Source organism: Kosakonia sp. WA-90, assembly GCF_039871955.1.
In the GTDB taxonomy this organism is placed as follows: domain Bacteria; phylum Pseudomonadota; class Gammaproteobacteria; order Enterobacterales; family Enterobacteriaceae; genus Kosakonia; species Kosakonia oryzendophytica.
In genome coordinates, this window is the sequence record NZ_JBDPLJ010000002.1 from 476,493 (window position 1) to 500,775 (window position 24,283).

The 24,283-nt window shown below is 53.5% G+C and carries 20 protein-coding genes; 16 read left to right on the plus strand and 4 right to left on the minus strand.

Annotation, left to right across the window (positions count from 1 at the left end):
* Nucleotides 1-141 precede the first annotated feature (141 nt).
* Complete coding sequence (yegD, locus tag ABGA49_RS05435) at nt 142-1,494, minus strand: molecular chaperone (protein WP_347665236.1); 1,353 nt, start codon at nt 1,492-1,494, stop codon at nt 142-144.
* Nucleotides 1,495-1,628: 134 nt separating this feature from the next.
* Here yegD and alkA point away from each other — a divergent pair, with 134 nt between their 5' ends.
* Complete coding sequence (gene alkA, locus ABGA49_RS05440; RefSeq protein WP_061494051.1) at nt 1,629-2,477, plus strand: DNA-3-methyladenine glycosylase 2; 849 nt, start codon at nt 1,629-1,631, stop codon at nt 2,475-2,477.
* Nucleotides 2,478-2,553: 76 nt separating this feature from the next.
* Here the strand turns inward: alkA and ABGA49_RS05445 are convergent, their stop codons facing one another.
* Nucleotides 2,554-5,883, minus strand: a complete 3,330-nt coding sequence (locus ABGA49_RS05445; protein WP_061494052.1) for a diguanylate cyclase — start codon at nt 5,881-5,883, stop codon at nt 2,554-2,556.
* Nucleotides 5,884-6,238: 355 nt separating this feature from the next.
* Between ABGA49_RS05445 and udk the strand changes: the two genes are divergently transcribed.
* The 3 genes from udk to asmA all read left to right on the plus strand — a co-directional run bounded on the left by udk (nt 6,239) and on the right by asmA (nt 9,426).
* Complete coding sequence (gene udk, locus ABGA49_RS05450) at nt 6,239-6,880, plus strand: uridine kinase (protein ID WP_061494053.1); 642 nt, start codon at nt 6,239-6,241, stop codon at nt 6,878-6,880.
* 85 nt (nt 6,881-6,965) lie between these two features.
* Entirely contained in the window at nt 6,966-7,547 is a 582-nt protein-coding gene (gene dcd, locus ABGA49_RS05455) for a dCTP deaminase (protein WP_061494054.1), read from the plus strand.
* Between the two features lie 25 nt (nt 7,548-7,572).
* Nucleotides 7,573-9,426, plus strand: a complete 1,854-nt coding sequence (asmA, locus tag ABGA49_RS05460; RefSeq protein ID WP_134317911.1) for an outer membrane assembly protein AsmA — start codon at nt 7,573-7,575, stop codon at nt 9,424-9,426.
* 66 nt (nt 9,427-9,492) lie between these two features.
* Here the strand turns inward: asmA and ABGA49_RS05465 are convergent, their stop codons facing one another.
* On the minus strand, nt 9,493-10,077 hold the full coding sequence (locus ABGA49_RS05465) for an NUDIX domain-containing protein (RefSeq protein ID WP_088238057.1): 585 nt from the start codon (nt 10,075-10,077) through the stop codon (nt 9,493-9,495).
* An 83-nt stretch (nt 10,078-10,160) separates the two neighbouring features.
* Here ABGA49_RS05465 and ABGA49_RS05470 point away from each other — a divergent pair, with 83 nt between their 5' ends.
* Nucleotides 10,161-10,916, plus strand: coding sequence for a DeoR/GlpR family DNA-binding transcription regulator (locus ABGA49_RS05470; RefSeq protein ID WP_347665237.1), 756 nt, complete (start codon nt 10,161-10,163; stop codon nt 10,914-10,916).
* Nucleotides 10,917-10,940: 24 nt separating this feature from the next.
* Here the strand turns inward: ABGA49_RS05470 and ABGA49_RS05475 are convergent, their stop codons facing one another.
* On the minus strand, nt 10,941-12,524 hold the full coding sequence (locus ABGA49_RS05475; RefSeq protein ID WP_347665238.1) for a TerC family protein: 1,584 nt from the start codon (nt 12,522-12,524) through the stop codon (nt 10,941-10,943).
* Nucleotides 12,525-13,216: 692 nt separating this feature from the next.
* Between ABGA49_RS05475 and ABGA49_RS05480 the strand changes: the two genes are divergently transcribed.
* The 11 genes from ABGA49_RS05480 to ABGA49_RS05530 all read left to right on the plus strand — a co-directional run bounded on the left by ABGA49_RS05480 (nt 13,217) and on the right by ABGA49_RS05530 (nt 24,283).
* Complete coding sequence (locus ABGA49_RS05480; RefSeq protein WP_061494059.1) at nt 13,217-14,356, plus strand: polysaccharide export protein; 1,140 nt, start codon at nt 13,217-13,219, stop codon at nt 14,354-14,356.
* 6 nt (nt 14,357-14,362) lie between these two features.
* Nucleotides 14,363-14,806, plus strand: a complete 444-nt coding sequence (gene wzb / locus ABGA49_RS05485) for a low molecular weight protein-tyrosine-phosphatase Wzb (protein WP_061494060.1) — start codon at nt 14,363-14,365, stop codon at nt 14,804-14,806.
* A gap of 2 nt (nt 14,807-14,808) precedes the next feature.
* On the plus strand, nt 14,809-16,977 hold the full coding sequence (gene wzc, locus ABGA49_RS05490; RefSeq protein ID WP_061494061.1) for a tyrosine-protein kinase Wzc: 2,169 nt from the start codon (nt 14,809-14,811) through the stop codon (nt 16,975-16,977).
* A 108-nt stretch (nt 16,978-17,085) separates the two neighbouring features.
* Nucleotides 17,086-17,931 (plus strand): colanic acid biosynthesis glycosyltransferase WcaA, encoded by an 846-nt coding sequence (gene wcaA, locus ABGA49_RS05495; RefSeq protein WP_088238055.1) that lies wholly within the window; start codon nt 17,086-17,088, stop codon nt 17,929-17,931.
* Nucleotides 17,931-18,422, plus strand: coding sequence for a colanic acid biosynthesis acetyltransferase WcaB (wcaB, locus tag ABGA49_RS05500; RefSeq protein ID WP_061494063.1), 492 nt, complete (start codon nt 17,931-17,933; stop codon nt 18,420-18,422). Before wcaA ends, wcaB begins: the two co-directional genes overlap by 1 nt.
* Nucleotides 18,419-19,636 carry a colanic acid biosynthesis glycosyltransferase WcaC gene (gene wcaC, locus ABGA49_RS05505; RefSeq protein WP_347665239.1) on the plus strand — a complete coding sequence of 406 codons (1,218 nt, stop codon included), beginning with the start codon at nt 18,419-18,421 and terminating at the stop codon, nt 19,634-19,636. The genes wcaB and wcaC overlap by 4 nt, the downstream gene beginning before the upstream one ends.
* Complete coding sequence (gene wcaD, locus ABGA49_RS05510) at nt 19,611-20,831, plus strand: colanic acid polymerase WcaD (RefSeq protein WP_061494065.1); 1,221 nt, start codon at nt 19,611-19,613, stop codon at nt 20,829-20,831. Before wcaC ends, wcaD begins: the two co-directional genes overlap by 26 nt.
* A 13-nt stretch (nt 20,832-20,844) precedes the next feature.
* Nucleotides 20,845-21,591 carry a colanic acid biosynthesis glycosyltransferase WcaE gene (gene wcaE, locus ABGA49_RS05515; RefSeq protein ID WP_061494066.1) on the plus strand — a complete coding sequence of 249 codons (747 nt, stop codon included), beginning with the start codon at nt 20,845-20,847 and terminating at the stop codon, nt 21,589-21,591.
* 22 nt (nt 21,592-21,613) lie between these two features.
* Nucleotides 21,614-22,168, plus strand: a complete 555-nt coding sequence (wcaF, locus tag ABGA49_RS05520) for a colanic acid biosynthesis acetyltransferase WcaF (protein WP_061494067.1) — start codon at nt 21,614-21,616, stop codon at nt 22,166-22,168.
* A 25-nt stretch (nt 22,169-22,193) separates the two neighbouring features.
* Nucleotides 22,194-23,315, plus strand: a complete 1,122-nt coding sequence (gene gmd / locus ABGA49_RS05525) for a GDP-mannose 4,6-dehydratase (protein WP_061494068.1) — start codon at nt 22,194-22,196, stop codon at nt 23,313-23,315.
* 2 nt (nt 23,316-23,317) lie between these two features.
* The gene (locus tag ABGA49_RS05530; RefSeq protein WP_088238053.1) at nt 23,318-24,283 is read left to right on the plus strand and encodes a GDP-L-fucose synthase; all 966 of its coding nucleotides are present in this window, start codon (nt 23,318-23,320) and stop codon (nt 24,281-24,283) included.

Below are 24,283 nucleotides of genomic sequence, written 5' to 3' on the forward strand. Positions count from 1 at the left end.
TACTAGTTTAGTGACGGTATGCCGCAGAAAAATGGAGGAAAAATGAAACACTGTCTGGAAACGTTTGTCAGGAATGGTAATTTGCGATAGGGCGATTATGGCGGAGAAAATAATGCCGGGTGCGGGCCACCCGGCAGAAGATTAACGGAACAAGACTTGCGCCCAGCGTGCGAGACCGGCGGTAACAGAGCCAAAGTCGTCGCCCCCGGCGATCGGGATACCCGGCAGGGTGTCCGCCAGCGCTTTTTTGATAATGGGCGAACGGGCGCTACCGCCGGTGAGATAAATCACCTCCGGTGTCTCCTGACTGCTCTCCAGCGCCAGCTGCACCTGCTCCAGAATGCGCTGTAACGGTTGGCTGAGTGCCGCTTCCAGCCCCTGTTGGCTGATTGCCGCTGCCAGGTTGTCGCGGATAAATGACAATTGCGCGAGGGTTTGCGGCTGTTCGGAGAGGGCGATTTTGCTCTCCTCAGCGCTGCGTACCAGACGATAGCTCAGACGTTGACGCCAGACTTTCAGCAATAAGGCGACTTTGTCGGTATCGAGGGCATCCCGCAGCAGATCGTTAAGTAAACGGCCATTGGCTGCGCTGTAGAACTCGGTTTGCGCCGGAACATCGTTGATGGCAACGGCGTTCCACCAGGGGAGAATCGGTAGCGCGATGCCTTTCTCTGTTTGCCCGCCCATGCCAAGTAATGGCATCAGGTTTTTAAACGCCAGGGCGATGTCGAGATCGTTACCGCCGACGCGGCAACCACTGTGACCGAGCAGGCTGGCGGCGCGCTCTTGCTTTTCGCGCCATTGCGGTCCCATCAACAGCAGCGAGCAGTCGGTGGTACCGCCGCCAATATCCACCACCAGCACGCGTTTTTCCGTATTCAGCGTTGCTTCAAAATCCAGCCCTGCGGCAACCGGCTCGTACTGAAATACCACATCCCGGAAACCCGCACGCTTTGCCGCGCGTTCGAGGATCCCCTGCGCTTGCGCGTTTGCTTCATCTCCCCCCAAGCCCTGGAAGTTAATCGGGCGGCCTATCACCGCCTGATCAATCGCCTGCGGTAGCTGTGACTCCGCCTGCTGGCGAATATGCAGCATCATGGCGCAGACCAGGTCTTCGAACAGGGCAATCTGCTGCGGCTTCAGACCGCTGGCACCGAGGAACGATTTCGGTGATTTAACAAAGTACACCTCTTCCGGATCGCTCACGTACTGGTGTAGTGACGCCAGACCGAACTGTACGCTGTTGGCGGCAACCTCAATATCTTCCTCGCGGTTAAAGCTGACTGACCGGCGCAGCAGCGCCTGGGTTTCGCTTCCCGTTGCCGGAACCTGATGATGACGGTACAGCCATTCGCTGACGGCTTCGCGCGTGGGTGCGCACAACATGGACGGCAACAGCGTGCTGTTATTTTCCATGGTCAATAATTGTGGTGCGCCATCGCGCATCACGGCTACCGAGCAGTTCGCGGTACCGTAGTCAAAACCTACAAACACGTTTTTATCCCCATGCCAGTGAAGAAGGGGGGCGACTTTAGCCGAATGCGCGGCGGGCGACAACCGGAATATGAAAGCAAGGCGGAGATTGCCTAAGTTGTTTATGCTGTTAGCGTCAACCGTCAGGAGTCACTATGTATAAATTGCGCTGGCAGCCGCCTTATGACTGGGCGTGGATGTTAGGATTTTTAGGGGCGCGTGCGGTGGCGGGCGTCGAAGAGGTTCGCGATGGGCGCTATGTGCGCTCCTATGCCTGCGCCGGGCATCGCGGCGTGATCACCGCCGAACCGGATGACGCGACAGCGACCTTAATGGTCACGCTCAGCGACGGATTGCAGCCGGTTGCGGAACACTGTTTGCAACGGCTGGCCTGCTTGTTCGATTTGCAGTGCGATCCACAGACCGTTGGCGCTGCGCTGGGAGAACTGGGCGAGGCGCGTCCCGGCTTGCGCTTACCGGGATGTATGGACCCCTTTGAACAAGGCGTACGCGCGATTCTGGGGCAATTGGTGAGCGTCGCAATGGCGGCGAAACTGACGGCAAACGTCGCACAACGTTACGGTGAACCGCTGGCGGATGCGCCGGGTTTCATCTGTTTCCCGACGGCGCAGCAACTGGCAAACGCCGATCCGCATGCGCTGAAAGCACTTGGCATGCCGCTGAAACGCGCGCAGGCGTTAATTTTTCTCGCTCAATCTGCCTGCAATGGTCTCCTGCCGCTGACCCCGCCTGAGGATGTGGAGCAAGGGGTGAAGTTGCTGCAAACGTTTCCCGGCATCGGGCGCTGGACTGCCAGCTATTTTGCCCTGCGCGGCTGGCAGGCAACGGACATTTTTCTGCCGGACGATTACCTGATCAAGCAACGTTTTGCCGGGATGACGCCTGCACAAACCCGCCGTTATGCCGAGCGCTGGCAGCCTTGGCGATCATATGCGTTGCTGCATATCTGGTATACCGAGGGGTGGGAACCGTTGAAAAAGTAAGGCTGTTTTCTTGCCGTTTTGCCTCAGGCGTGCGCTGACTGCCTGTGGCAATGACCTGATGTCCCCGGCGAGTGCATTAATTTATCGCGAAATAACTGGTGTTGAGCATCAAATCTAATGGCTGCGCCTGCGAGATAATATCGCCATACATCAAATCAATACCGATGCCGGACAAGGTGTCCATCATCAGTGGCTGGCTGGTTGGGCCGGCAATGCTCTTCAGGCCAAGGCGCTGGGCATGCCCCTGGATTATGGTCACCATCATCTCATCCATCAGATTGCCGTGGACATTGGTCACCAGTTCCGGCTCCAGCAGCAGGTAATCGGCCATATGCGGTGTAAGGTGGTTAAAGATGTCCAGGTCGTGACCCACATGGCTGAGGATAATCCGGCAGCCTGCATGGCGCAGGCGTTTCAGGTTATCACTAATGGTTGCGCCTTCACGCATTAATGCATCGGCATGGATCACCAGATGCAGCAGGCGTCCTGGCATCGGCCCACGCGCGAGCAGATCGAGTAATTCGTCCACCAGCGGGGTGCTGCCTAACCCGGCAACGGAAAGAGGCAGGGCGATACCGAGGCCTTTACCGGCAACGGCGGTCGCATGATTGCGGAAAAATTCGTGAAAGACCCGGCGGTCGAGCGCGCGAATCAACTCAGGCTCATTTAAGCCGGCGCGGAAGGGATTTTCTTCCATGACTTCGCCCTCGCTGGTCCACAAACGCAGGGAGAGAAGCCAGAAGTTACAGGCTTCCGGCACCCGCGGAGACGCCACACCGCGGGCAATCAGCAGCAGATGGTTCTCTTTGATCATGCGCCATTGTTCATCCAGCGACATCATGCTGCGTTCGTGGGGCTGCATCCCTTGTTGCGGCTCGTATACCGTCACCATGCCGCGCCCGTTATTCTTCGACGCATAAAGGGCTATATCCGCCTGCGACATCACATCGGTCAGTTGATGATTGGTGTCGTCAATCATGGTGATACCGGAACTGGCACCGATACGGTGCTCACGGCCTTCCCATACAAAGCGATACTCGTTGATGGACTCCACAATGCGCCCGGCAATATACCGTGCGCTCTCAATGTTCGCGTCCGGAAGCAGTAAACCAAACTCATCACCGCCAAGGCGGGCAAGAATGTCGGTGGAACGCAACATGCTAAGCATCAGCGAGGAAATCTCACGCAGCAGCGCGTCTCCGGCGGCGTGCCCGGCACTGTCGTTGACTGCTTTAAAACGGTCGAGATCGATAAAGACCAGCGCGTGACGCTGGCGAAACTCCTGCACAGTCACCAGCAGACGTTTCAGGTGGTTTTCGAAACTGACCCGGTTCGCCAGATGGGTGAGGGCGTCGTGTGATGCGCTGTAGCTGAGCTGACGCAGCATCTTACGTGATTCAGTCACGTCCTGAATAACCAGCACCGAGCCGATATTTTGCCCGTCCAGCGTGCTGAGCGGCGTAATGCTGTAATGAATATCGAAGTTACCGCCTGTGCGACAATGCAGTACCACATCCTGCTCAATATCTGAGCGTGACATATCGCCACTGTGGATATTCTCCATTACCGGGCCGTTGCTGCCAAAGGTAATGCGCAGAACGGTCAGCAGCGGCTGCCCCATAGCCTGTTCCTGCGACCAGCCGCTCATTTTCTCTGCCACCGGGTTCATAAAGGTGACGTTCATTTCCACATCGGTACAGAGCACCGCCTCACCGATAGAGTCGAGCGTGATATGCAGGCGCTCTTTCTCCTGAAACAGCGCGTCGTTAAGCTGCTTAACCTCGGTCATATCCATATTGACGCCAAGCAGGCGTTCAACATCACCGCTTTTACCCAGAACGCGGTTCGCCAGGGTGCGAATATGGCGTATGCCGCCTTTTACGCTGATACGAAACTCCAGCTTGAAGGCGATTCGTGCGACCAGGGAATCACGGATGACGCGCTCGGTTTCTGCACGATCTTCCGGCAGGATGCGTTCGTACCAGAGTTGCCAGGTGGGTTTGATATGCGAAGGGACTTCATACAACTCAAACATCCGCTTATCCCAACTGATGATGTCCGGCTCCAGTTCCCACTCCCAGATGCCGATTCCCCCCGCCTCATTCGCCAGGGTGATACGCTCCATCAGGCGTTTGTTGACCCATTCGGTCTGTTTGAGATCGTTAATGTCTTCAATCTGGACGATATAGTAGAGCGGCGTACCGTCAGCGTGCCGAACCACAGAAACGGCAAGCAGCGCCCAGACTAAATCGCCATTGCGTGTGTAATAGCGCTTCTCCATGGAGTAGCTGGAGATTTCACCGCGCGCCAGTTGTCCAAGCTGTTCAAGGTCGGCATTTAAATCTTCCGGCCAGGTGAGCTGCTGAAAGTTCATTAAGCGCAATTCATCCTGGCTGTAGCCGAGGAATTGGCACAGCGCTTTGTTCGCCTGCAGCCATTGTCCTTCAGTCCCCACCAGTGCCATACCGATGGTGGCGTACTCCATGGCGTTGCGAAAACGCTCTTCGCTCTCGGTAATATGCTTACGTTCAGCACGGAACGCATACATCACCATGGTCATAACGTTCACGGGCAGTAAGATCATCAGGAACGGCAACCAGGGCGCGTTAATCACTACTCCATTACCTGCGCCCCTAATGAGAACGGGGTTCAGCGCGATGATCAGCGAAACCATCATTACGGTGCTGAGGAAGACCGTAAACGCTTCTACACGCGGCAGACGCACCGCACTCCACATCAGCAGGACGATCACTGCGGTGAAAGGCCACGGCAGATAATGCAGGGCCAGCCAGCTCAGTGCCAGCGTCACCACCAGGGTGCCGAGGGTTTCCAACAGCAGTTGTGGTTTACGGTGGCGCAATAAATAGTGCGCTTTAAACAGCAGGCCCAGCGGCACCAGCGCCAGCGCGCCAATCGACTCAGACAACACCCATACCAGAAAAGTACGTAGAAGATTGTCGCCCGGCACCACGATGCAGGCCAGCAGACCCCCTATCAGCGGGGGAATCAGCGCGCTGCCAATAGCCAGACGCACCCAGTCGTTGAGATTCTGTAATGGGTTATACCAGGGCAGCAGTTTACGCAGCAGTATCGCGCCGATCACCGCTTCCACAATATTGATGGCGGTATAGCGGAGATCGACAAAATCAGTGGAGAAAAGAAAAAGCGTCGCAGCGACATTGCCCAGCGTACAGGCGAGGGCGATACCAGGCCACATCCGCCCGGCATGACGATAAAACGCCACGGTCATAATAGCGGTGGGTAACCACAGTGGCGCGATGGCGGTGCCAAAACGAATCAGCTCCAGCGAGAAAAGGGTAAAGATAAAAGAGAGCAGCCCTAAACTGATGAGTCGCAGTCCAGGATATGGAGTGGTAACCAAAACGCGCTGGTAGTGTTTCTTCATTTACCGCTTAGTCCGCAAACCCTGTGCCGTCGGGAACGGAGTCCGGACGTATAAATTTGAATTTCGGATTATGCTAGTACAAACAATTTACAATTCCTATGGCGGGCGCTCATAATTTGACATCATAGGGTTATTAATTACTTAGTCCGTAGAAAAAAGGCGCATCGCGCTTCATTTGTGAGCGTTTAAATTTGCGAATAGTCAGCGGGTAAAGCAAAAATAAACCACTTTGCGAGCACCATCCCTCCGGCGCGTATTCGACTGGTATCGCGACCACGAAATCCCTATAATTGCCGCGTTTGACGCTTTGGCGTCGTCCTTCCTTTACATCCAGGTTAATCAGGTCGCTAAATTTATGACTGATAAGTCCCATCAGTGCGTCATTATCGGCATCGCCGGCGCATCCGCTTCAGGTAAAAGTCTCATTGCCAGTACGCTATACCGCGAACTGCGCGAACAGGTTGGTGATGAACACATTGGCGTTATTCCGGAAGACAGTTACTACAAAGATCAAAGCCATTTGTCGATGGAAGAGCGCGTAAAAACCAACTATGACCATCCCAGCGCGATGGATCACAGTCTGCTATTCCAGCATTTACAATCTATTAAGCGTGGCGAAGCCATTGAGTTGCCCGTTTACAGCTATGTAGAACATACCCGCACGGCGGAAACGATCCTTATCGAACCGAAAAAAGTCATCATCCTGGAAGGGATCCTGCTGCTGACCGACTCGCGCCTGCGTGGCGAAATGAACTTCTCTATTTTTGTTGATACCCCGCTGGATATCTGCCTGATGCGCCGTATTAAGCGCGACGTGAATGAGCGTGGGCGTTCGATGGACTCGGTGATGGCGCAGTATCAAAAAACCGTACGTCCGATGTTCCTGCAGTTCATTGAACCCTCCAAGCAGTACGCCGATATCATCGTGCCGCGCGGGGGCAAAAACCGCATCGCCATTGATATCCTGAAAGCCAAAATCAGCCAATTTTTTGAATAATACATGTTAGGCTGTAACACTCAGTATTAACCGCTGGCCCCTGAGGAATCTTCAGGGGTATATCGCACCAAAAGGAGAATGTGCCATGCGTCTTTGTGACCGCGATATTGAAGCCTGGTTGGATCAAGGCCGCCTCGCTATTACCCCGCGTCCCCCGGTAGAGCGTATTAATGGCGCTACGGTGGATGTCCGCCTCGGCAACAAATTCCGCACATTCAGTGGGCATACGGCGGCATTTATTGATTTAAGTGGCCCGAAGCACGAAGTCAGCGCCGCGCTTGATCGCGTGATGAGCGACGAGATCGTGCTCGCCGATGGTGAGGCGTTTTACCTTCATCCCGGTGAACTGGCGCTGGCAGTAACCTATGAGTCCGTTACGTTGCCTGCGGATTTGGTGGGCTGGCTGGATGGCCGCTCGTCGCTGGCGCGTTTGGGGCTGATGGTGCACGTTACCGCGCACCGCATCGATCCCGGCTGGTCGGGTTGCATTGTGCTGGAGTTTTACAACTCCGGTAAATTACCGCTGGCGCTGCGTCCTGGCATGCTGATCGGTGCATTGAGCTTTGAGCCGCTGTCGGGTCCGGCCGATCGCCCCTATAACCGCCGTGAAGACGCGAAGTATCGCGATCAACAAGGCGCGGTTGCCAGCCGCATTGACAAAGACTGAGCGACGTAAGCCCACTGAGGATGCCATGAGAAGAGTGTTAACCACGCTGATGATTTTACTGGTCGTGCTGGTTGCCGGCCTGTCGGCGTTGGTATTGCTGGTAAATCCCAACGATTTTCGTGCGTATATGGTGCGCCAGGTCGAGACGCGTAGCGGTTATCAGTTACAGCTTGATGGCCCGCTGCGTTGGCATGTCTGGCCGCAGCTTAGCATTCTGTCCGGGCGGATGACCTTGACCGCACCGGGGGCGCAAACGGCGGTGGTGAAAGCCGACAATATGCGCCTTGATGTGGCGTTATGGCCATTATTGTCGCATCAGTTGCAAGTCAAACAGGTGATGCTGAAAGGGGCCATCATTCAGTTGACCCCGCAAAGCAAAGCGGCGGTGCAAAAAGATGCCCCGGTGGCACCGAAAGAGAACGCCCTGCCTGATGTTGCAGATGACCGCGGCTGGTCATGGGACATTGCCGGTTTACAGGTGGCAGATAGCGTGCTGGTGTTCCAGCATGAAGATGATGATCCGATAACGGTGCGCGATATTCGCCTGCAAATGGAACAGGATGCGCAGCATAAGGCGGCTCTTGATTTCTCCGGGCGCGTTAACCGCAACCAGCGGGATCTGACGCTTTCTTTAAGTGCGAAAGTTGATGCGCAGGACTACCCGCATAATCTGAATGCAGTGGTTGATAGCCTGAAATGGCAACTGCAAGGCGGTGATGTGCCATCGCAGGGGATCGCCGGAGAGGGGCGATTACAGGCGCAGTGGCAGGGCGCACAGCGTCGCCTGACGCTGAGCAACCTTAGCCTGAGCGCTAACGACAGCGCGTTTACCGGTAATGGTAGCGTGACCTTTGCTGCACAGCCTGTTTGGGCGCTCGAGCTGAATTTTGACACCCTCAACCTGGATAATTTACTGGCCCCGGAAACCCGCGTTGCCACCAGTAACGATGTTCAGCAGCAGGGACAGCAGGCGCAGAACCGGTTGCCAAGACCGGTGATTGCCAACAATCAGGATTTGCCGGAGTACAACGGCTTACGCGACTTTGTGGCGCAGGTCGGCGTGACGGCGAAGACGCTGCACTGGCGTGGGATGACGTTTAATGACGTCAATGGGCAATTTGCTAACCAGCTTGGCTTGCTCACCATTCCGACTCTGGAAGGGAAGATGGGCAACGGGCGTATCGCCTTGCCGGGGACGCTGGATGTGCGTGGTGAGCAGTCACGGGCCGTTTTCCAGCCGCGGCTGGATGATGTGGAAATTGGCAATATCCTCAAAGCCTTTAATTATCCTATCGCGCTGACCGGTAGCCTGACGCTGGCGGGTGATTTTTCTGGTCCACGCATTGATGCGGATAATTTCCGCCGTCACTGGCAGGGCGAGGCGCATATCGATCTGAAAAACAGCCGCATGGAAGGTCTGAACTTCCAGCAGTTAATCCAACAGGCGGTGGCGCGCAGTAGCGATGTGCAGACGCAGGAAAACGATGACACTGCTACGCGGCTGGATGATTTCACGACCGACATTAGCCTGGATGAAGGGCAGATGACCTTCAGCAATATGCAGGGCAGTTCGGCGGTATTGTCGCTAACCGGCGAAGGGCAAATGGATCTGGTTAAAGAGCAGACGGATACGCGCTTTAACGTTCGTGTTCTGCAAGGCTGGCAGGGCGACGGGGCGTTGATCGATTTCCTGAAAAATACGCCAATCCCACTCACCATTTACGGCCAGTGGCAGTCGCTTCACTACAGTTTGCAGGTCGATCAGTTGCTGCGTAAGCATTTGCAGGATGAAGCAAAACGCCGGCTGAATGACTGGGCTGACCGTAATAAAGATCACCAGAACGGCAAAGATGTGAAAAAGCTGCTCGACAAAATGTAGGTGCATATCCGGCCAGCGCCTCTGGCCGGATAAACGCAGCGCCAACCGGTAGCTATCGCGTCCGTTTTACAGGATCCCTTCCAGCGCCAGATGCTGCAACAGCATAATGGTTTTGCCATCGGCAATGTCGCCGCTGCGGATCCCCGCCAGCGCTGTGGCAAAATCCATTTCCACCACTTCAATATCTTCCCCTTCGTCAATCAGTCCGCCGCCTTCGTTGATACGTCGACTGTCGTCATACTCTGCGATGAAAAAATGCAGTTTCTCCGTCACCGAGCCTGGGCTCATCCAGGCTTCAAATACTTTTTCGACCTGTTCGATGCGGTAGCCGGTTTCTTCTTCAGCCTCGTGCTTAATCCGTTCCTCAGGATCGAGTGCATCCAGCAGTCCGGCGGCGGCTTCGAGCAAAAAGCCGTGATGCTGGCTGACAAACAGTGGCAAACGAAATTGCCGCGTCAACACCACGCTGCGTTTGGCGCGGTTATACAGCAGGATCACAGCGCCGTTGCCACGGTCATAAACTTCGCGGGACTGGCGCTGCCATTCGCCGTCGCGTCGGCGGTAATCGAAGGTGTATTGGGTGAGTTTCCCCCAGTTTTCGGAAAGCGGCGTTGACGAGATAATGCGTATTTGTGCATGTTCAGATGGCATGGTCGCTCCTCAGGATGTAGAATTGTCAGCATAACGTGCATATTCGTGCATCATCAAGGAATTTCGTGCAAATGGAGTTCACCATGCTCACCTCGCAACGTAAGCAATTAATCCTGACCCGACTCGCCGAAGAGGGGCAGGTATTGTCCCGAAATCTCAGCGACGCGTTTGGTGTGTCGGAAGATACGATCCGGCGTGATTTACGCGAACTGGCGGCAGAGGGGCTGCTCCAGCGAGTACACGGCGGGGCTTTGCCCGCCTCTGCCGCTGTCGTTACCTTTGCGGAGCGTCAGTGTCTGCAATCTGACGCCAAACGGCGGATTGCACAAAGAGGCGCGCAACTGGTCTCACCAGGGCAGGTGGTGATGATTGACGGCGGCACGACAACCGCGGAGCTGATCGCTTTTTTCCCGCCGGATCTGAAACTGACGGTCGTCACGCACAGTCCGGGTATCGCGGTGGGACTGGCGCAACACCCGCTGATTACGGTGATCATGATTGGCGGTCAGTTGTACAAGCACTCTATCGTGAATGTGGGGGCTGCGGCGTTTGAAGGGATTGCCAGAGTGCGCGCCGATCTCTTTTTTATGGGCGTCACGGGCGTGCATGTAGACGCCGGTCTGAGTACCGGCGATTTTGAAGAGTCACGCATCAAGCGGGCCATGGCGGACCGCGCGGCGGAAACCATCGTACTGGCCTCACCGGAAAAACTGCACACCGCATCACCGTGGGTGATTGGCGATATTTCGCTGGTCAATACGCTGGTGGTCGACGCACAGACTGACGATCGCAGTCTGGCGCCATTTGCTCAGCGGGGTATTGCCATTGTGAAAGCCTGACGTTTGCCGGGTAAACCCGGCGCGTCAGACCTCGTAGTCGAGATCGTCTTCGGGTTGCAGCGGAATAAGCTGCACTTTCTGTACGCGGTGGCTTTCAACTTCCAGGGTTTTAAGCAGGAAGTTGCCGACCTGAACTTCTTCACCGGACTTCGGCACACGTTGCAGATACTCCATCAGCAGGCCGGCAATTGTGTGATATTCACGCTTCTCGTCGAGGGGCAAGGGAACATACTGCACCAGATCTTCCAGCGGCATATGACCGTTGGCGGTCCAGCTTCCGTCGCTGTTTTTCTGAATATCATGCCGGGCATCGATCTCTTCTACTTCGTTAGGCAGATTACCGGCGATGGTTTCCATTACATCGCTCAGGGTGACAATGCCTTCGACTGAGCCAAACTCATCCACCACGAAGGCAAAGTGCGTACGCGCATTGCGGAACTGCTCAAGCGCCTGTAATAGCGGCAACGCCTCCGGGAACACCAGGGGCTGGCGTATCAGGGCTTTCAGATCCAGCGGTTCGCCGCGCAGGGATTGCTGCAACAGGTCAATCACATGCACCACACCCAGCAGGTCATCCTGATCCTCGCTGTCGGTTACCACCACGCGAGTGTGCTGGTTTTTATCCAGCAGGGCGCGGATCTCCGCCTCCGGCGCACGCAGATCGATATGCTCAATATCGTGGCGCGAGGTCATGATGCTGCTGACGGTACGCTGGTTAAGATTCAGCACCCGCTCAATCATCCGCCGCTCTTGCGGGTTAAAAATTTGACTGTCATCGCTGTCGCGCAGCATCGAAGCCGTGTCGGCGTCAAGTTCCGCATCCTCTTTGCGACCGCTTAACAGGCGCATTACGGTTTCGGTGGTGCGTTGACGCAATGTCTGATTAGCAAACAAGAAACGACGACGGTTAAAGATAGCCAGTTGGTTAAGCGCTTCAATCATTACCGAGAAGCCAATTGCCGCGTACAGATACCCTTTGGGAATATGAAAGCCAAAACCGTCCGCCACCAGGCTAAAACCAATCATCAGCAGGAAGCTTAAACAGAGAATGACAATGGTCGGGTGACTGTTGACAAAACGGGTGAGGGATTTACTGGCAAGCAGCATCAACGAAATGGCAATCACCACCGCCGCCATCATCACCGCCAGATGATCAACCATACCGACGGCGGTGATCACTGAGTCAAGCGAGAAGACCGCGTCCAGCACCACTATCTGTGTTACGACAGCCCAGAATTTCGCTCCGCGACGCTGCGTTGGATTGTCGCTGTCTTTCCCTTCCAGCCGTTCGTTCAATTCGACCGTAGCTTTAAACAGCAGGAATAAGCCGCCGAGCAGCATAATCAGGTCGCGGGCGCTAAAGCTTAAACCACGAACGGTAAACAGCGGATTGGTCAGCGTGACCAGCCACGAAATAGAGGCCAGCAGCAGCAGGCGCATCAGCATGGCGAGTATCAGGCCAGTGACGCGGGCGCGATCGCGCTGCGCCGGGGGTAATTTTTCCGCAAGAATTGCAATAAAAACCAGGTTATCAATACCCAGAACCAGTTCGATTACGACCAGCGTAACCAGTCCGGCCCATATTGACGGATCGGCAATCCATTCCATCGTTAACGTAACACCTTCAGTGATATGACAATTGTCACAGCGCGATCATGGATAAAGCTGGCACAAAATGCAATGCCAGCCTGCGATTTATCTTATTTTAGCGGCGGATTGGAATATATTTTTATTCTATTTCCTTATTGTTACTGTGATTAATCATTAGAGAAAAATAAAAGAATTAAGATATTTCGCACAGGTAGTTCGGAGCTGGTTGCTTGTCAATATACGTAAAATCCTAAAAACTGAAAACTTTGCCCTTAATATTATTCTTAAAAAGATGTTTATCACCGGATGCTACCTTGCCTGCTATTCGCTTAGCTGCAACAATTCCTCGTGCATCATTAAATATACCAGCGCTGTTATTTTCAGCATTGTTTATCAGTGCTAAAAACACCACCCGCAGTATTTTATCTGACCTGTCTCATGTCGTCGTCAGAAGAGGATAAAAAAGGATGTCTGGCAATAAGTTAGCGTTGAATCAGTGGTTTGGTTACTGAAAGCCAAGGGCGGTAGCGTGCCCGACAGCCGTCAACCTTTGCAGATTATTCTGTAATCGCATGCGGTTGAATAAGCTCTTTTTAGGACTGATGCCAGTTATATTTCTTCGCGATTAACTGCATTCTGAATCTGTGTACAGCTTGAGCGCTTATATAAATCGCACAGGATAATTACTCTGCCAAAGTGATAATTAATCAATGATGAAATCTAAAACGAAATTGATGCCATTATTGGTGTCCATAAGCTTGATGAGTGGCTGCACAATTTTTCCTGGTAGCAATATGTCTACGATGGGAAAGGATGTGATTAAACAGCAGGATGCAGACTTTGATTTAGACCGCATGGTGAACGTTTATCCATTGACGCCGCGTCTGATTGAACAATTGCGCCCGCGTCCGAATGTCGCTCAGCCGAATATGTCGCTGGACCAGGAAATTGCTGCCTACCAGTATCGTGTGGGCCCCGGAGATGTCCTGAATGTCACCGTTTGGGATCACCCGGAATTGACAACCCCGGCCGGTCAGTACCGCAGCTCCAGCGATGCCGGTAACTGGGTTCAGCCTGATGGCACCATGTTTTACCCCTATGTGGGTCGCGTGCAGGTGGTGGGCAAAACGCTTAGCGAGATCCGTAGTGATATTACCAGCCGTTTAGCGCAGTACATTGCTGACCCGCAGGTGGACGTTAATATCGCCGCATTCCGCTCGCAAAAAGCCTATATCTCGGGCCAGGTTGGCAAATCCGGCCAACAGGCGATCACCAACGTACCCCTTACCGTGCTTGATGCAATCAACGCGGCGGGTGGTCTGACTGATAACGCCGACTGGCGTAACGTCATCCTGACCCACCAGGGGAAAGAGCAGCGTATTTCGCTGCAAGCGCTGATGCAAAACGGTGATTTGAGCCAGAACCGTTTGCTCTACCCGGGCGATATTCTCTTCGTGCCGCGTAATGACGACCTGAAAGTGTTCGTGATGGGTGAAGTGAAAAAACAGAGCACCCTCAAAATGGACTTCAGCGGCATGACGCTGACCGAAGCGCTGGGCCAGGCCGAAGGTATCGATCTGACGACCTCCAACGCCAGTGGTGTGTTCGTGATCCGTCCGCTGACCGGCGAGAACGGTCGCGGCGGCAAGATTGCCAACATTTACCAACTGGATATGTCGGATGCCACCTCACTGGTGATGGCGACGAATTTCAGACTCCAGCCGTATGACGTGGTGTATGTCACAACAGCTCCGGTGGCGCGCTGGAATCGTCTTATCTCCCAGTTGCTGCCGACAATCAGTGGCCTTCGCTACATGACCGATTCGGCCAGCACCATCCATAAATGGTGATGCGCAATGTTTAATAAAATTCTGGTGGTATGCGTGGGGAACATTTGCCGTTCCCCAACGGCAGAGCGGCTGCTGAAAAAATACCAACCCGCATTAACCGTGGAGTCGGCGGGCCTGGGGGCGCTGGTAGGACGTAGCGCTGATGCCAACGCCGTCAGTGTGGCGGCCGATAATCAACTTTCTCTGGAGGGGCATCGCGCACGGCAGGTTTCAGGAGAAATGTGCCGTCAATACGACCTGATTCTGGTCATGGAAAAACGCCATATTGCCTCGCTGTGCGAGATTGCCCCGGAAATGCGTGGAAAAGTCATGCTGTTCGGTCACTGGGATAACGAACGGGAAATTCCCGATCCGTTCCGCAAAAGCCGTGAGGCCTTTGAAGCCGTTTACACCTTACTTGATCAGTCTGCCCGCCATTGGGCGCAGGCATTGCAAGCTCAGCAGGGATAACAATGACAGAGAAAACACACCATTCGCACCATGCCGCCCCGGCGGTGGGCAATGACGAAATCGATATTGGCCGTTTGTTCGGCACCATCGTTGAAGCTCGCTGGTGGGTACTGGGCATCACGGCCGTGTTTGCGCTTATCGCCGTCGTGTATTGCCTGTTTGCGACGCCCATTTACAGCGCCGATGCGCTGGTGCAAATCGAGCAGAACACGGGCAGCTCGCTGGTTCAGGACCTGAACAGCGCACTGTCGAACAAACCGCCCGCGTCGGAAGCGGAAATTCAGTTGATCCAGTCACGCATGGTGCTGGGCAAAACCGTTGACGATCTCGATCTCGACATTTCCGTGGTCAAAAATACCTTTCCCCTGTTTGGTGCCGGTTGGGACCGACTGATGGGACGTCAGAATGAAACGGTAAAAGTCACCTCTTTTACCTTGCCGAAAGGGAAAAATGAGGATACCTGGACGGTGAAGGTACTCGGCCCGAAACAGTACCTGTTAACCAGCGACAGCGGTTTTGAGGCGCGCGGTGAAGTGGGGCAGTTATTGAGTAAGGAGGGCGTCACCATGATGGTGAGCGCAATCCAGGCCTCCACCGACAGCGAATTTACCGTGACCAAATTCTCCACGCTGGGGATGATCAACAATCTGCAAAACAGCCTGACGGTGACGGAAACCGGTAAGGACACGGGCGTACTGAGCCTGAGTTTTACCGGGGAAGATCGCGATCAAATCCGCGCCATTCTGGACAGCATTACCCGCAATTACCTTGAGCAGAATATTGAGCGCAAATCAGAGGAAGCCGCGAAAAGTCTGATTTTCCTCGACAAGCAACTCCCGGAAGTGCGCCACAATCTGGACGTCGCTGAAGACAAACTGAACACCTATCGTCAGACGAAAGATTCTGTGGATTTGCCACTGGAAGCGAAATCCGTACTGGATTCGATGGTCAATATTGATGCGCAGTTAAACGAACTGACCTTCCGTGAGGCCGAGATTTCCAAGTTGTACACGAAAGTGCACCCGGCCTACCGCACGTTGCTGGAAAAACGTCGCGCACTGGAAGATGAAAAAGCCAAACTGAACGATCGCATTACTGCAATGCCGCAAACGCAACAGGAAATTGTGCGTCTGACCCGTGATGTCGAATCTGGCCAGCAAGTCTACATGCAACTGCTGAATAAACAGCAGGAGCTGCGGATCACCCAGGCGAGCACCGTGGGGGATGTGCGCATCGTAGACCCGGCGATTACGCAACCGGGTGTACTGAAGCCGAAGAAAGTGCTGATCATTCTTGGCAGCATCATCCTTGGCCTGATTGTGTCGATTGTCGCGGTACTGCTGCGCTCCCTGTTCAACCGCGGTATCGAAAGCCCGCAGATTCTGGAAGAGCATGGCATGAATGTGTATGCCAGCATTCCGCTGTCGGAGTGGCAAAAAGCGCGTGATAGCGCCAAAACCGTCAAAGGCAGTAAGCGTTACAAACAGAGCCAGTTGTTGGCGGTGGGTAACCCGACGGATCTGGCCATTGAAGCGATACGCAGTCTGCGGACCAGTCTTCACTTCGCCATGATGCAGGCGAAAAACAACGTGCTGATGATGACCGGGGTCAGCCCGTCAATCGGTAAAACGTTCGTCTGTGCCAACCTGGCAGCGGTGATAAGCCAAACCAATAAACGCGTACTGCTGATCGACTGCGATATGCGTAAAGGGTATACACACGAGCTGCTGGGGACCGACAACGTTAATGGTCTGTCTGATGTACTGGCCGGGAAAGGTCCGGTAGAGAACTGCGCGAAACCGACGTCAATCAGCAATTTTGACCTCGTGCCGCGCGGGCAGATCCCACCGAACCCATCTGAACTGTTGATGAGCGAGCGTTTTTCACAACTGCTGAAATGGGCCAGCAGCCAGTATGACCTGGTGCTGATCGATACGCCGCCCATCCTCGCGGTGACGGATGCTGCAGTGGTAGGTCGCCATGCCGGTACCACGCTGATGGTCGCCCGCTATGCGGTGAACACGTTGAAAGAGATCCAGACCAGTTTGAGCCGTTTCGAACAGAACGGTATTGAAGTGAAAGGCGTGATCCTGAACTCGATTTTCCGCCGTGCTACCGGCTACCAGGATTACGGTTACTACGAGTACGAATACAAATCCGATTCGAAATAACAAGACCCTCACCTCTACCCTCAATGCGCTCCGCCCTCCTCCTGAATAAGAAGGGGAGGGCGGGAGTGGGGGCACAAGCGGCATGTTGAACGTATTAGGGATCGCATCATGAGCACAACAGCAAACCCGTTAATTTCCATTTATATGCCAACCTGGAACCGGCAGCAGCTGGCGATCCGCGCCATTAAATCGGTGCTGCGTCAGGATTACCCGCACTGGGAAATGATCATTGTTGATGATTGCTCCGCTACCTTCGAGCAACTGCAACAATTTGTGGAAGAACTGGGAGACCCGCGAGTGAGCTACACGCGTAACGCGTTTAACTCCGGCGCGTGCGCGGTGCGTAACCAGGCGATTTTGCAGGCGAAAGGGCAGTACATCACCGGTATTGACGACGACGACGAGTGGACGCCAAATCGCCTGTCTGTGTTCCTGGCGCATAAAGATCTGCTCAACACGCGCGGTTTCTTATACGCCAATGATTATGTCTGCCAGGGCGAAGTGTACGCGCAGCCAACCAGCCTGCCGCTCTACCCGAAATCGCCGTTTTCCCGCAAGTTGTTTTACAAGCGCAATATTGTCGGGAATCAGGTGTTTACCTGGGCATGGCGCTTTAAAGAGAGCCTGTTTGATACGCAACTGAAGGCAGCTCAGGATTACGATATTTTTCTGCGCATGGTGGAAGAGTACGGCGAACCGGCGAAAATCGAAGAGGCCACGCAGATCCTGCACATTAACCACGGTGAAATGCAGATCACTTCATCGCCTAAGAAATTTTCCGGTTATTTCCACTTTTATCGCAAGCATAAAGCTAAATTCGACCGCGCCAGTAAAAAGTACCAGCTGTTTACCCTGTACCAGATCCGCAATAAGCGCATGAACTGGCGTACGTTGTTAACGCTGTTTTCCCTGCGTAATGGCAAGCGCCTGGCTGACGGGCTGCGGGGGAAATAATGCGACTGGAAGACTTTCGTGCTAATCACTGGAGCTTACGTCCTTGCTGCATGGTAGCGGCTTATCGCATCGCCCATTTTTGCTCCGTCTGGCGCAAAAAGCATGTCATTAACAACTTGTGGGCCGCCCCGGTGTTGCTGCTGTACCGTTTTGTCACCGAATGTCTGTTCGGTTACGAGATCCAGGCCGCCGCCACCATCGGCCGCCGCTTCACCATTCATCACGGCTACGCGGTGGTGATCAATAAAAACACCATCGCCGGGGATGACTTCACAATTCGCCACGGTGTCACTATCGGTAATCGCGGCGCGGAAAGTCTGGCCTGCCCGGTGATTGGCAACGGCGTCGAACTGGGCGCAAACGTGGTGATCATCGGCGACATTACCATTGGCAACAATGTCACCATCGGCGCGGGTAGCGTGGTGCTCGACAGTGTGCCGGACAATGCATTGGTGGTGGGTGAGAAGGCGCGTGTGAAGGTAATTAAATGAATATTTTACAGTTTAATGTGCGTCTCGCTGAAGGCGGCGCGGCCGGTGTGGCACTGGATCTGCATCAGCGCGCACTGCGAAAAGGCATGCAGTCACGCTTTATTTATGGTTATGGCAAAGGCGGCAAAAAAAGCGTCAGCCACGACGACTATCCGCAGGTTTATAAGCAGACGCCACGTCTGACGTCGATTGCTAACCTGGCGTTGTTCCGCCTGTTTAATCGTGATGTTTTCGGCAACCTGAATAATCTCTACCGCACGGTTACCCGTAGTGAAGAGCCGGTGGTGCTCCATTTTCATGTGATGCACAGCTACTGGCTGAATCTGGAAGAGGTGGTGACCTTTTGCCAGAAAGTGAAAGCGCACAAGCCGGACGTCACCTTTGTCTGGACGTTGCACGATCACTGGAGTGTTACCGGGCGCTGTGCCTTTACCGATGGTTGCGAAGGCTGGAAAGATCAGTGCAAAAAGTGCCCGACACTGTCGAACTATCCACCGGTCAAAGTGGACCGCGCGCATCACCTGGTGTCGGGCAAACGCCAGCGCTTCAATGACATGCTGGCACTGGGGTGTCAGTTTATTTCCCCCAGCCAGCACGTGGCGGATGCGTTTAATAGCCTCTACGGCGCGGGGCGTTGTCGCATTATCAATAACGGGATTGATGTCGCGACTGAGGCAATTTTGTCTGAACTGTCCCCGGTTACCGTCACGCAAGGGAAACCAAAAATCGCCGTTGTGGCCCATGATTTGCGGTATGACGGCAAAACCAACCAGCAACTGGTGCGCGACATCATGGCGCTGGACTCCCGGGTGGAACTGCACACGTTTGGTAAGTTTTCGCCGTTTGAGGCGCCAAATGTGGTTAACCACGGTTTTCTGACAGATAAACGTAAACTGATGAGTGAACTCAACCAGATGGATGCGTTGCTGTTCACATCACGCGTGGATAACTATCCGCTTATTCTGTGTGAAGCGCTCTCTATCGGCGTGCCGGTGATTGCCACCCACAGCGATGCTGCGCGTGAAGTGTTGCAGAAATCGGGCGGTAAGACATTCAGTGAAGAAGAGGTACTGTCGTTGGTGCAGTGCCATAAAGCCGAGATTGCGCAGGCAGTATTTGGCGAAAGCCTGGAGACTTTCCGCGCACGTAGCCGCCAGGCATACAGTGGACAACAGATGCTGGAGGAGTATGTCTCATTCTATCAAGGTCTGTAGTTACCTTCTGCTCCCGCTGATTTACCTGCTGGTTAACGTCAAGATAGTCTCCCTGGGGGAGAGCTTTCCGGTGACCATCGTGACATTCCTGCCGGTACTGCTGTTGCTCTACGTTGAGCGCATCAACCTGAAAAAGTTGATGATCGCGTTAGGCGTTGGTGCTGCGTTAACGCTCTTTAACTATGTCTTCGGCAAGTCGCTGGATGCCAGCAAATACGTGACCTCAACAATGCTGTTTGTCTACATCGTGATCATTATCGGCATGGTGTGGAGTATCCGCTTCAAAACCGTTTCACCGCATAACTATCGCAAGATTTTACGTTTTTTCTATGCCGTGGTGGCGCTGGTGGTGATGCTGGCGGCGATGGAAATGGCGCAGATTATCCTGACTGGCGGCAGCAGCCTGATGGAGGTTATTTCGAAATACCTCATCTACAGCAACAGTTACGTGCTGAATTTTATCAAATTTGGGGGTAAGCGAACCACAGCGCTATATTTCGAGCCCGCGTTCTTCGCTCTGGCATTAATCTCAATTTGGCTCAGCATCAAACAGTTCGGTATCAAAACTCCGAAGACCGATGCTATGATTTTGGCAGGGATAGTACTTTCGGGATCGTTCTCAGGGGTAATGACATTTATCTTGTTTTACCTGCTGGAATGGGCTTTCCAGTATTTGAACAAAGAAGCGATCCGAAAAAAGTTACCGTTGGCAATTATTTCATTGGCAGTCTTTATCGTCGGGGTTGTGTTTGCATTTCCATATATCGCGACGCGTGTCGGTGATTTAGGAACGGAAGGCTCTTCATCTTATTACCGCATTATCGGTCCGCTTGTGATGGTAGGATATTCGCTGACCAATATCGACGGGGTAGTAAGATTCGGCTCACTTTATGAATATGTCGCATCATTCGGAATCTTTAACGGTGCAGACGTCGGGAAAACAATAGACAATGGGTTGTATCTGTTAATCATTTATTTCTCGTGGTTTGCAGTAATACTAACCGGGTGGTACCTGTTTAAAGTTGGGAAAATGATGGTCAGTGCCTTCGGCAATAATCAGAATTTTCGTGTACAGCTTTACCTGTTTACACCGATATCGTTGTTTTTTACGGGGTCAATTTTTAGCCCGGAATATGCGTTTTTAATTGTTTGTCCGTTTATTCTGCGTAAAGCGCTGAATATAGTGAAAACATAAAGAGGTGGGTCAAATGCTGCTAACTGTTATTACTGTTGCATTTCGCAATCATGAAGGTGTGGTGAAGACCTGGCAGTCTCTGGCCCATCTGGCGAAAGCGCAGGATATCGAGTTCGAATGGATTGTCGTTGATGGCGGCTCGCAGGATGGCACTGCGGAATTTCTGAAAAATCTCAACGGTCAGTACAACTTACGCTATATTAGTGAACGCGACAAAGGCATTTACGATGCGATGAACAAAGGCATCGATATGGCCACGGGCCGCTTTGCGCTATTCCTTAATTCCGGCGATATTTTCCATGAAGAAATTGTGGATGTTGTTCGTCAGTTGGATGAAAAAACAGAAAATGCGATGTATATCGGTGATGCGATGCTGGACTTCGGCGATGGCACCAAAATACGTCGTAGTGCAAAACGTGGCTGGTATATTTACCACAGTCTGCCGGCCAGCCATCAGGCAATATTTTTCCCAGTAAATGGTCTGAAAACATACCCCTACGATCTGCAATTTAAAGTCTCTTCCGATTACGCATTAGCAGCCAGAATGTTTAAAGCGGGTTTTCCGTTTAAGCGTTTGAAAGGCCTTGTGTCTGAATTTTCAATGGGCGGCGTATCCACATCGAATAACCTTGAATTATGTCAGGATGCTCGCAAAGTTCAGCGCACAATATTGCGTGTGCCGGGTTTTTGGGCGCAATTGTCTTATATGTTGCGTTTGCGAACCACCGGTAAAGCAAAGGCCTTATATAACAAAGCATAGCGCTCAAATATAAGGAAAACAGATGCAGGATTTACAAGGATTCTCCGTGCCAAAAGGCTTTCGGGGCGGCAATGCTATTAAGGTTCAACTGTGGTGGGCCGTTCAGGCGACATTATTCGCGTGGTCCCCGCAAGTGCTGTATCGCTGGCGTGCTTTCTTATTACGTCTGTTTGGCGCAAAGGTAGGAAAAGGGGTGGTTATTCGCCCTTCAGTCAGAATTACCTACCCGTGGAAATTAACGTTAGGCGATTACAGCTGGGTAGGAGATGACGCAGTGTTATACACGCTGGGTGATATTTCTATCGGTGCAAATTCCGTTGTTTCACAGAAATGTTATTTGTGCACTGGCAGTCACGATTATATGAGCGCGCATTTCGACATTAACGCGACGCCTATCGTGATTGGTGAAAAGTGCTGGCTGGCGACGGATGTGTTTGTCGCGCCAGGCGTCACCATCGGCGACGGAACGGTGGTCGGTGCACGCAGCAGTGTTTTTAAATCGCTACCGGCAAATGTGATTTGCCGTGGCAATCCCGCAGTGGTGACGCGCGAACGCGTTGAAAAGGTAACTCCCTAACAGGGAACATTGAGGAAAATAAATTATGTCTAAAGTCGCTCTCATCACCGGCGTAACCGGGCAAGATGGTTCTTATCTGGCGGAACTGCTTCTGGAAAAGGGCTATGAAGTCCACGGCATTAAGCGTCGCGCCTCCTCATTCAATACCGAACGTGTGGATCACATCTACCAGGATCCGCACACCTGCAATCCGAAGTTCCACCTGCATTACGGTGATCTGACCGATACGTCAAACCTGACCCGTATCCTGCAAGAGGTTCAGCCGGATGAAGTGTACAACCTGGGGGCGATGAGCCACGTAGCGGTCTCCTTCGAATCTCCGGAATACACCGCCGATGTGGATGCGATGGGTACGCTGCGTCTGCTGGAAGCCATTCGCTTCCTTGGCCTTGAGAAGAAAACCCGTTTCTACCAGGCCTCCACCTCTGAGCTGTATGGCCTGGTGCAGGAAATTCCGCAGAAAGAAACCACGCCATTCTACCCGCGTTCTCCGTACGCGGTGGCCAAACTGTACGCCTACTGGATCACCGTTAACTACCGTGAATCTTATGGTATGTACGCCTGTAACGGCATTCTGTTTAACCACGAGTCTCCGCGCCGTGGTGAAACCTTCGTGACCCGCAAAATCACCCGCGCTATCGCCAACATCGCGCAGGGTCTCGAATCTTGCCTGTATCTCGGCAACATGGACTCCCTGCGTGACTGGGGCCATGCGAAAGACTACGTGAAAATGCAGTGGATGATGCTGCAACAGGAGAAACCGGAAGATTTCGTTATTGCCACCGGCGTGCAGTATTCCGTGCGTCAGTTCGTTGAAATGGCGGCAGCGCAACTGGGTATCAAACTGCGCTTTGAAGGTACCGGCGTGGAAGAGAAAGGCATTGTCGTTTCGGTGACCGGTCATGACGCACCGGGCGTGAAACCGGGCGATGTGATCATTGCCGTTGACCCACGCTACTTCCGTCCTGCTGAAGTGGAAACCCTGCTGGGCGATCCGACCAAAGCGCACGAAAAACTGGGCTGGAAGCCAGAAACGACGCTGCAAGAAATGGTCTCCGAGATGGTTGCAAAAGATCTGGAAGCAGCGAAAAAACACTCACTGCTTAAGGCCCACGGTTACGAGGTTGCCATCGCGCTGGAGTCCTGAGCATGACGAAACAACGTATTTTTGTGGCTGGCCATCGCGGAATGGTGGGGTCAGCCATCGTTCGGCAGCTTGAACAGCGTGCGGATGTTGAACTGGTTCTGCGTTCCCGTGAGGAGCTGAACCTGTTGGATTCCGCCGCCGTGCATGCGTTTTTCGCAAATGAACGCATCGATCAGGTCTACCTGGCGGCAGCGAAGGTGGGCGGTATTGTGGCGAACAATACCTACCCGGCGGACTTCATCTACGAAAATATGATGATTGAGAGCAACATCATTCATGCTGCGCACGTGCATGACGTGAATAAACTGTTGTTCCTCGGTTCGTCCTGCATTTACCCCAAACTGGCGCATCAGCCGATGGCGGAGAGCGAGCTGTTGCAAGGCACGCTGGAGCCGACCAACGAACCGTATGCGATTGCCAAAATTGCCGGCATCAAGCTGTGTGAATCCTACAACCGTCAATACGGTCGCGATTATCGCTCAGTGATGCCGACCAATTTGTACGGGCCAAACGATAACTTCCACCCGAGCAACTCGCACGTGATCCCTGCATTGCTCCGACGCTTCCATGAAGCGACGCAGGAGAATGCGCCGGATGTGGTGGTGTGGGGCAGCGGTACGCCAATGCGTGAATTCCTGCATGTGGATGACATGGCTGCTGCCAGCATTCACGTCCAGGAACTGGCGAGAGAAGTGTGGCTGGAAAATACCGAACCGATGCTGTCGCACATTAACGTCGGCACCGGGGTGGATTGCACGATCCGCGAACTGGCGCAAACCATGGCCAACGTGGTGGGTTACAAGGGTCGCGTGGTGTTTGATGCCACAAAACCGGATGGTACGCCGCGTAAATTGCTGGATGTGACACGTCTGCACCAGCTCGGCTGGTATCACGAGATTTCACTGGAAGCCGGCCTTGCCAGCACCTACCAGTGGTTCCTTGAAAACCAGCACCGGTTCCGGGGGTAG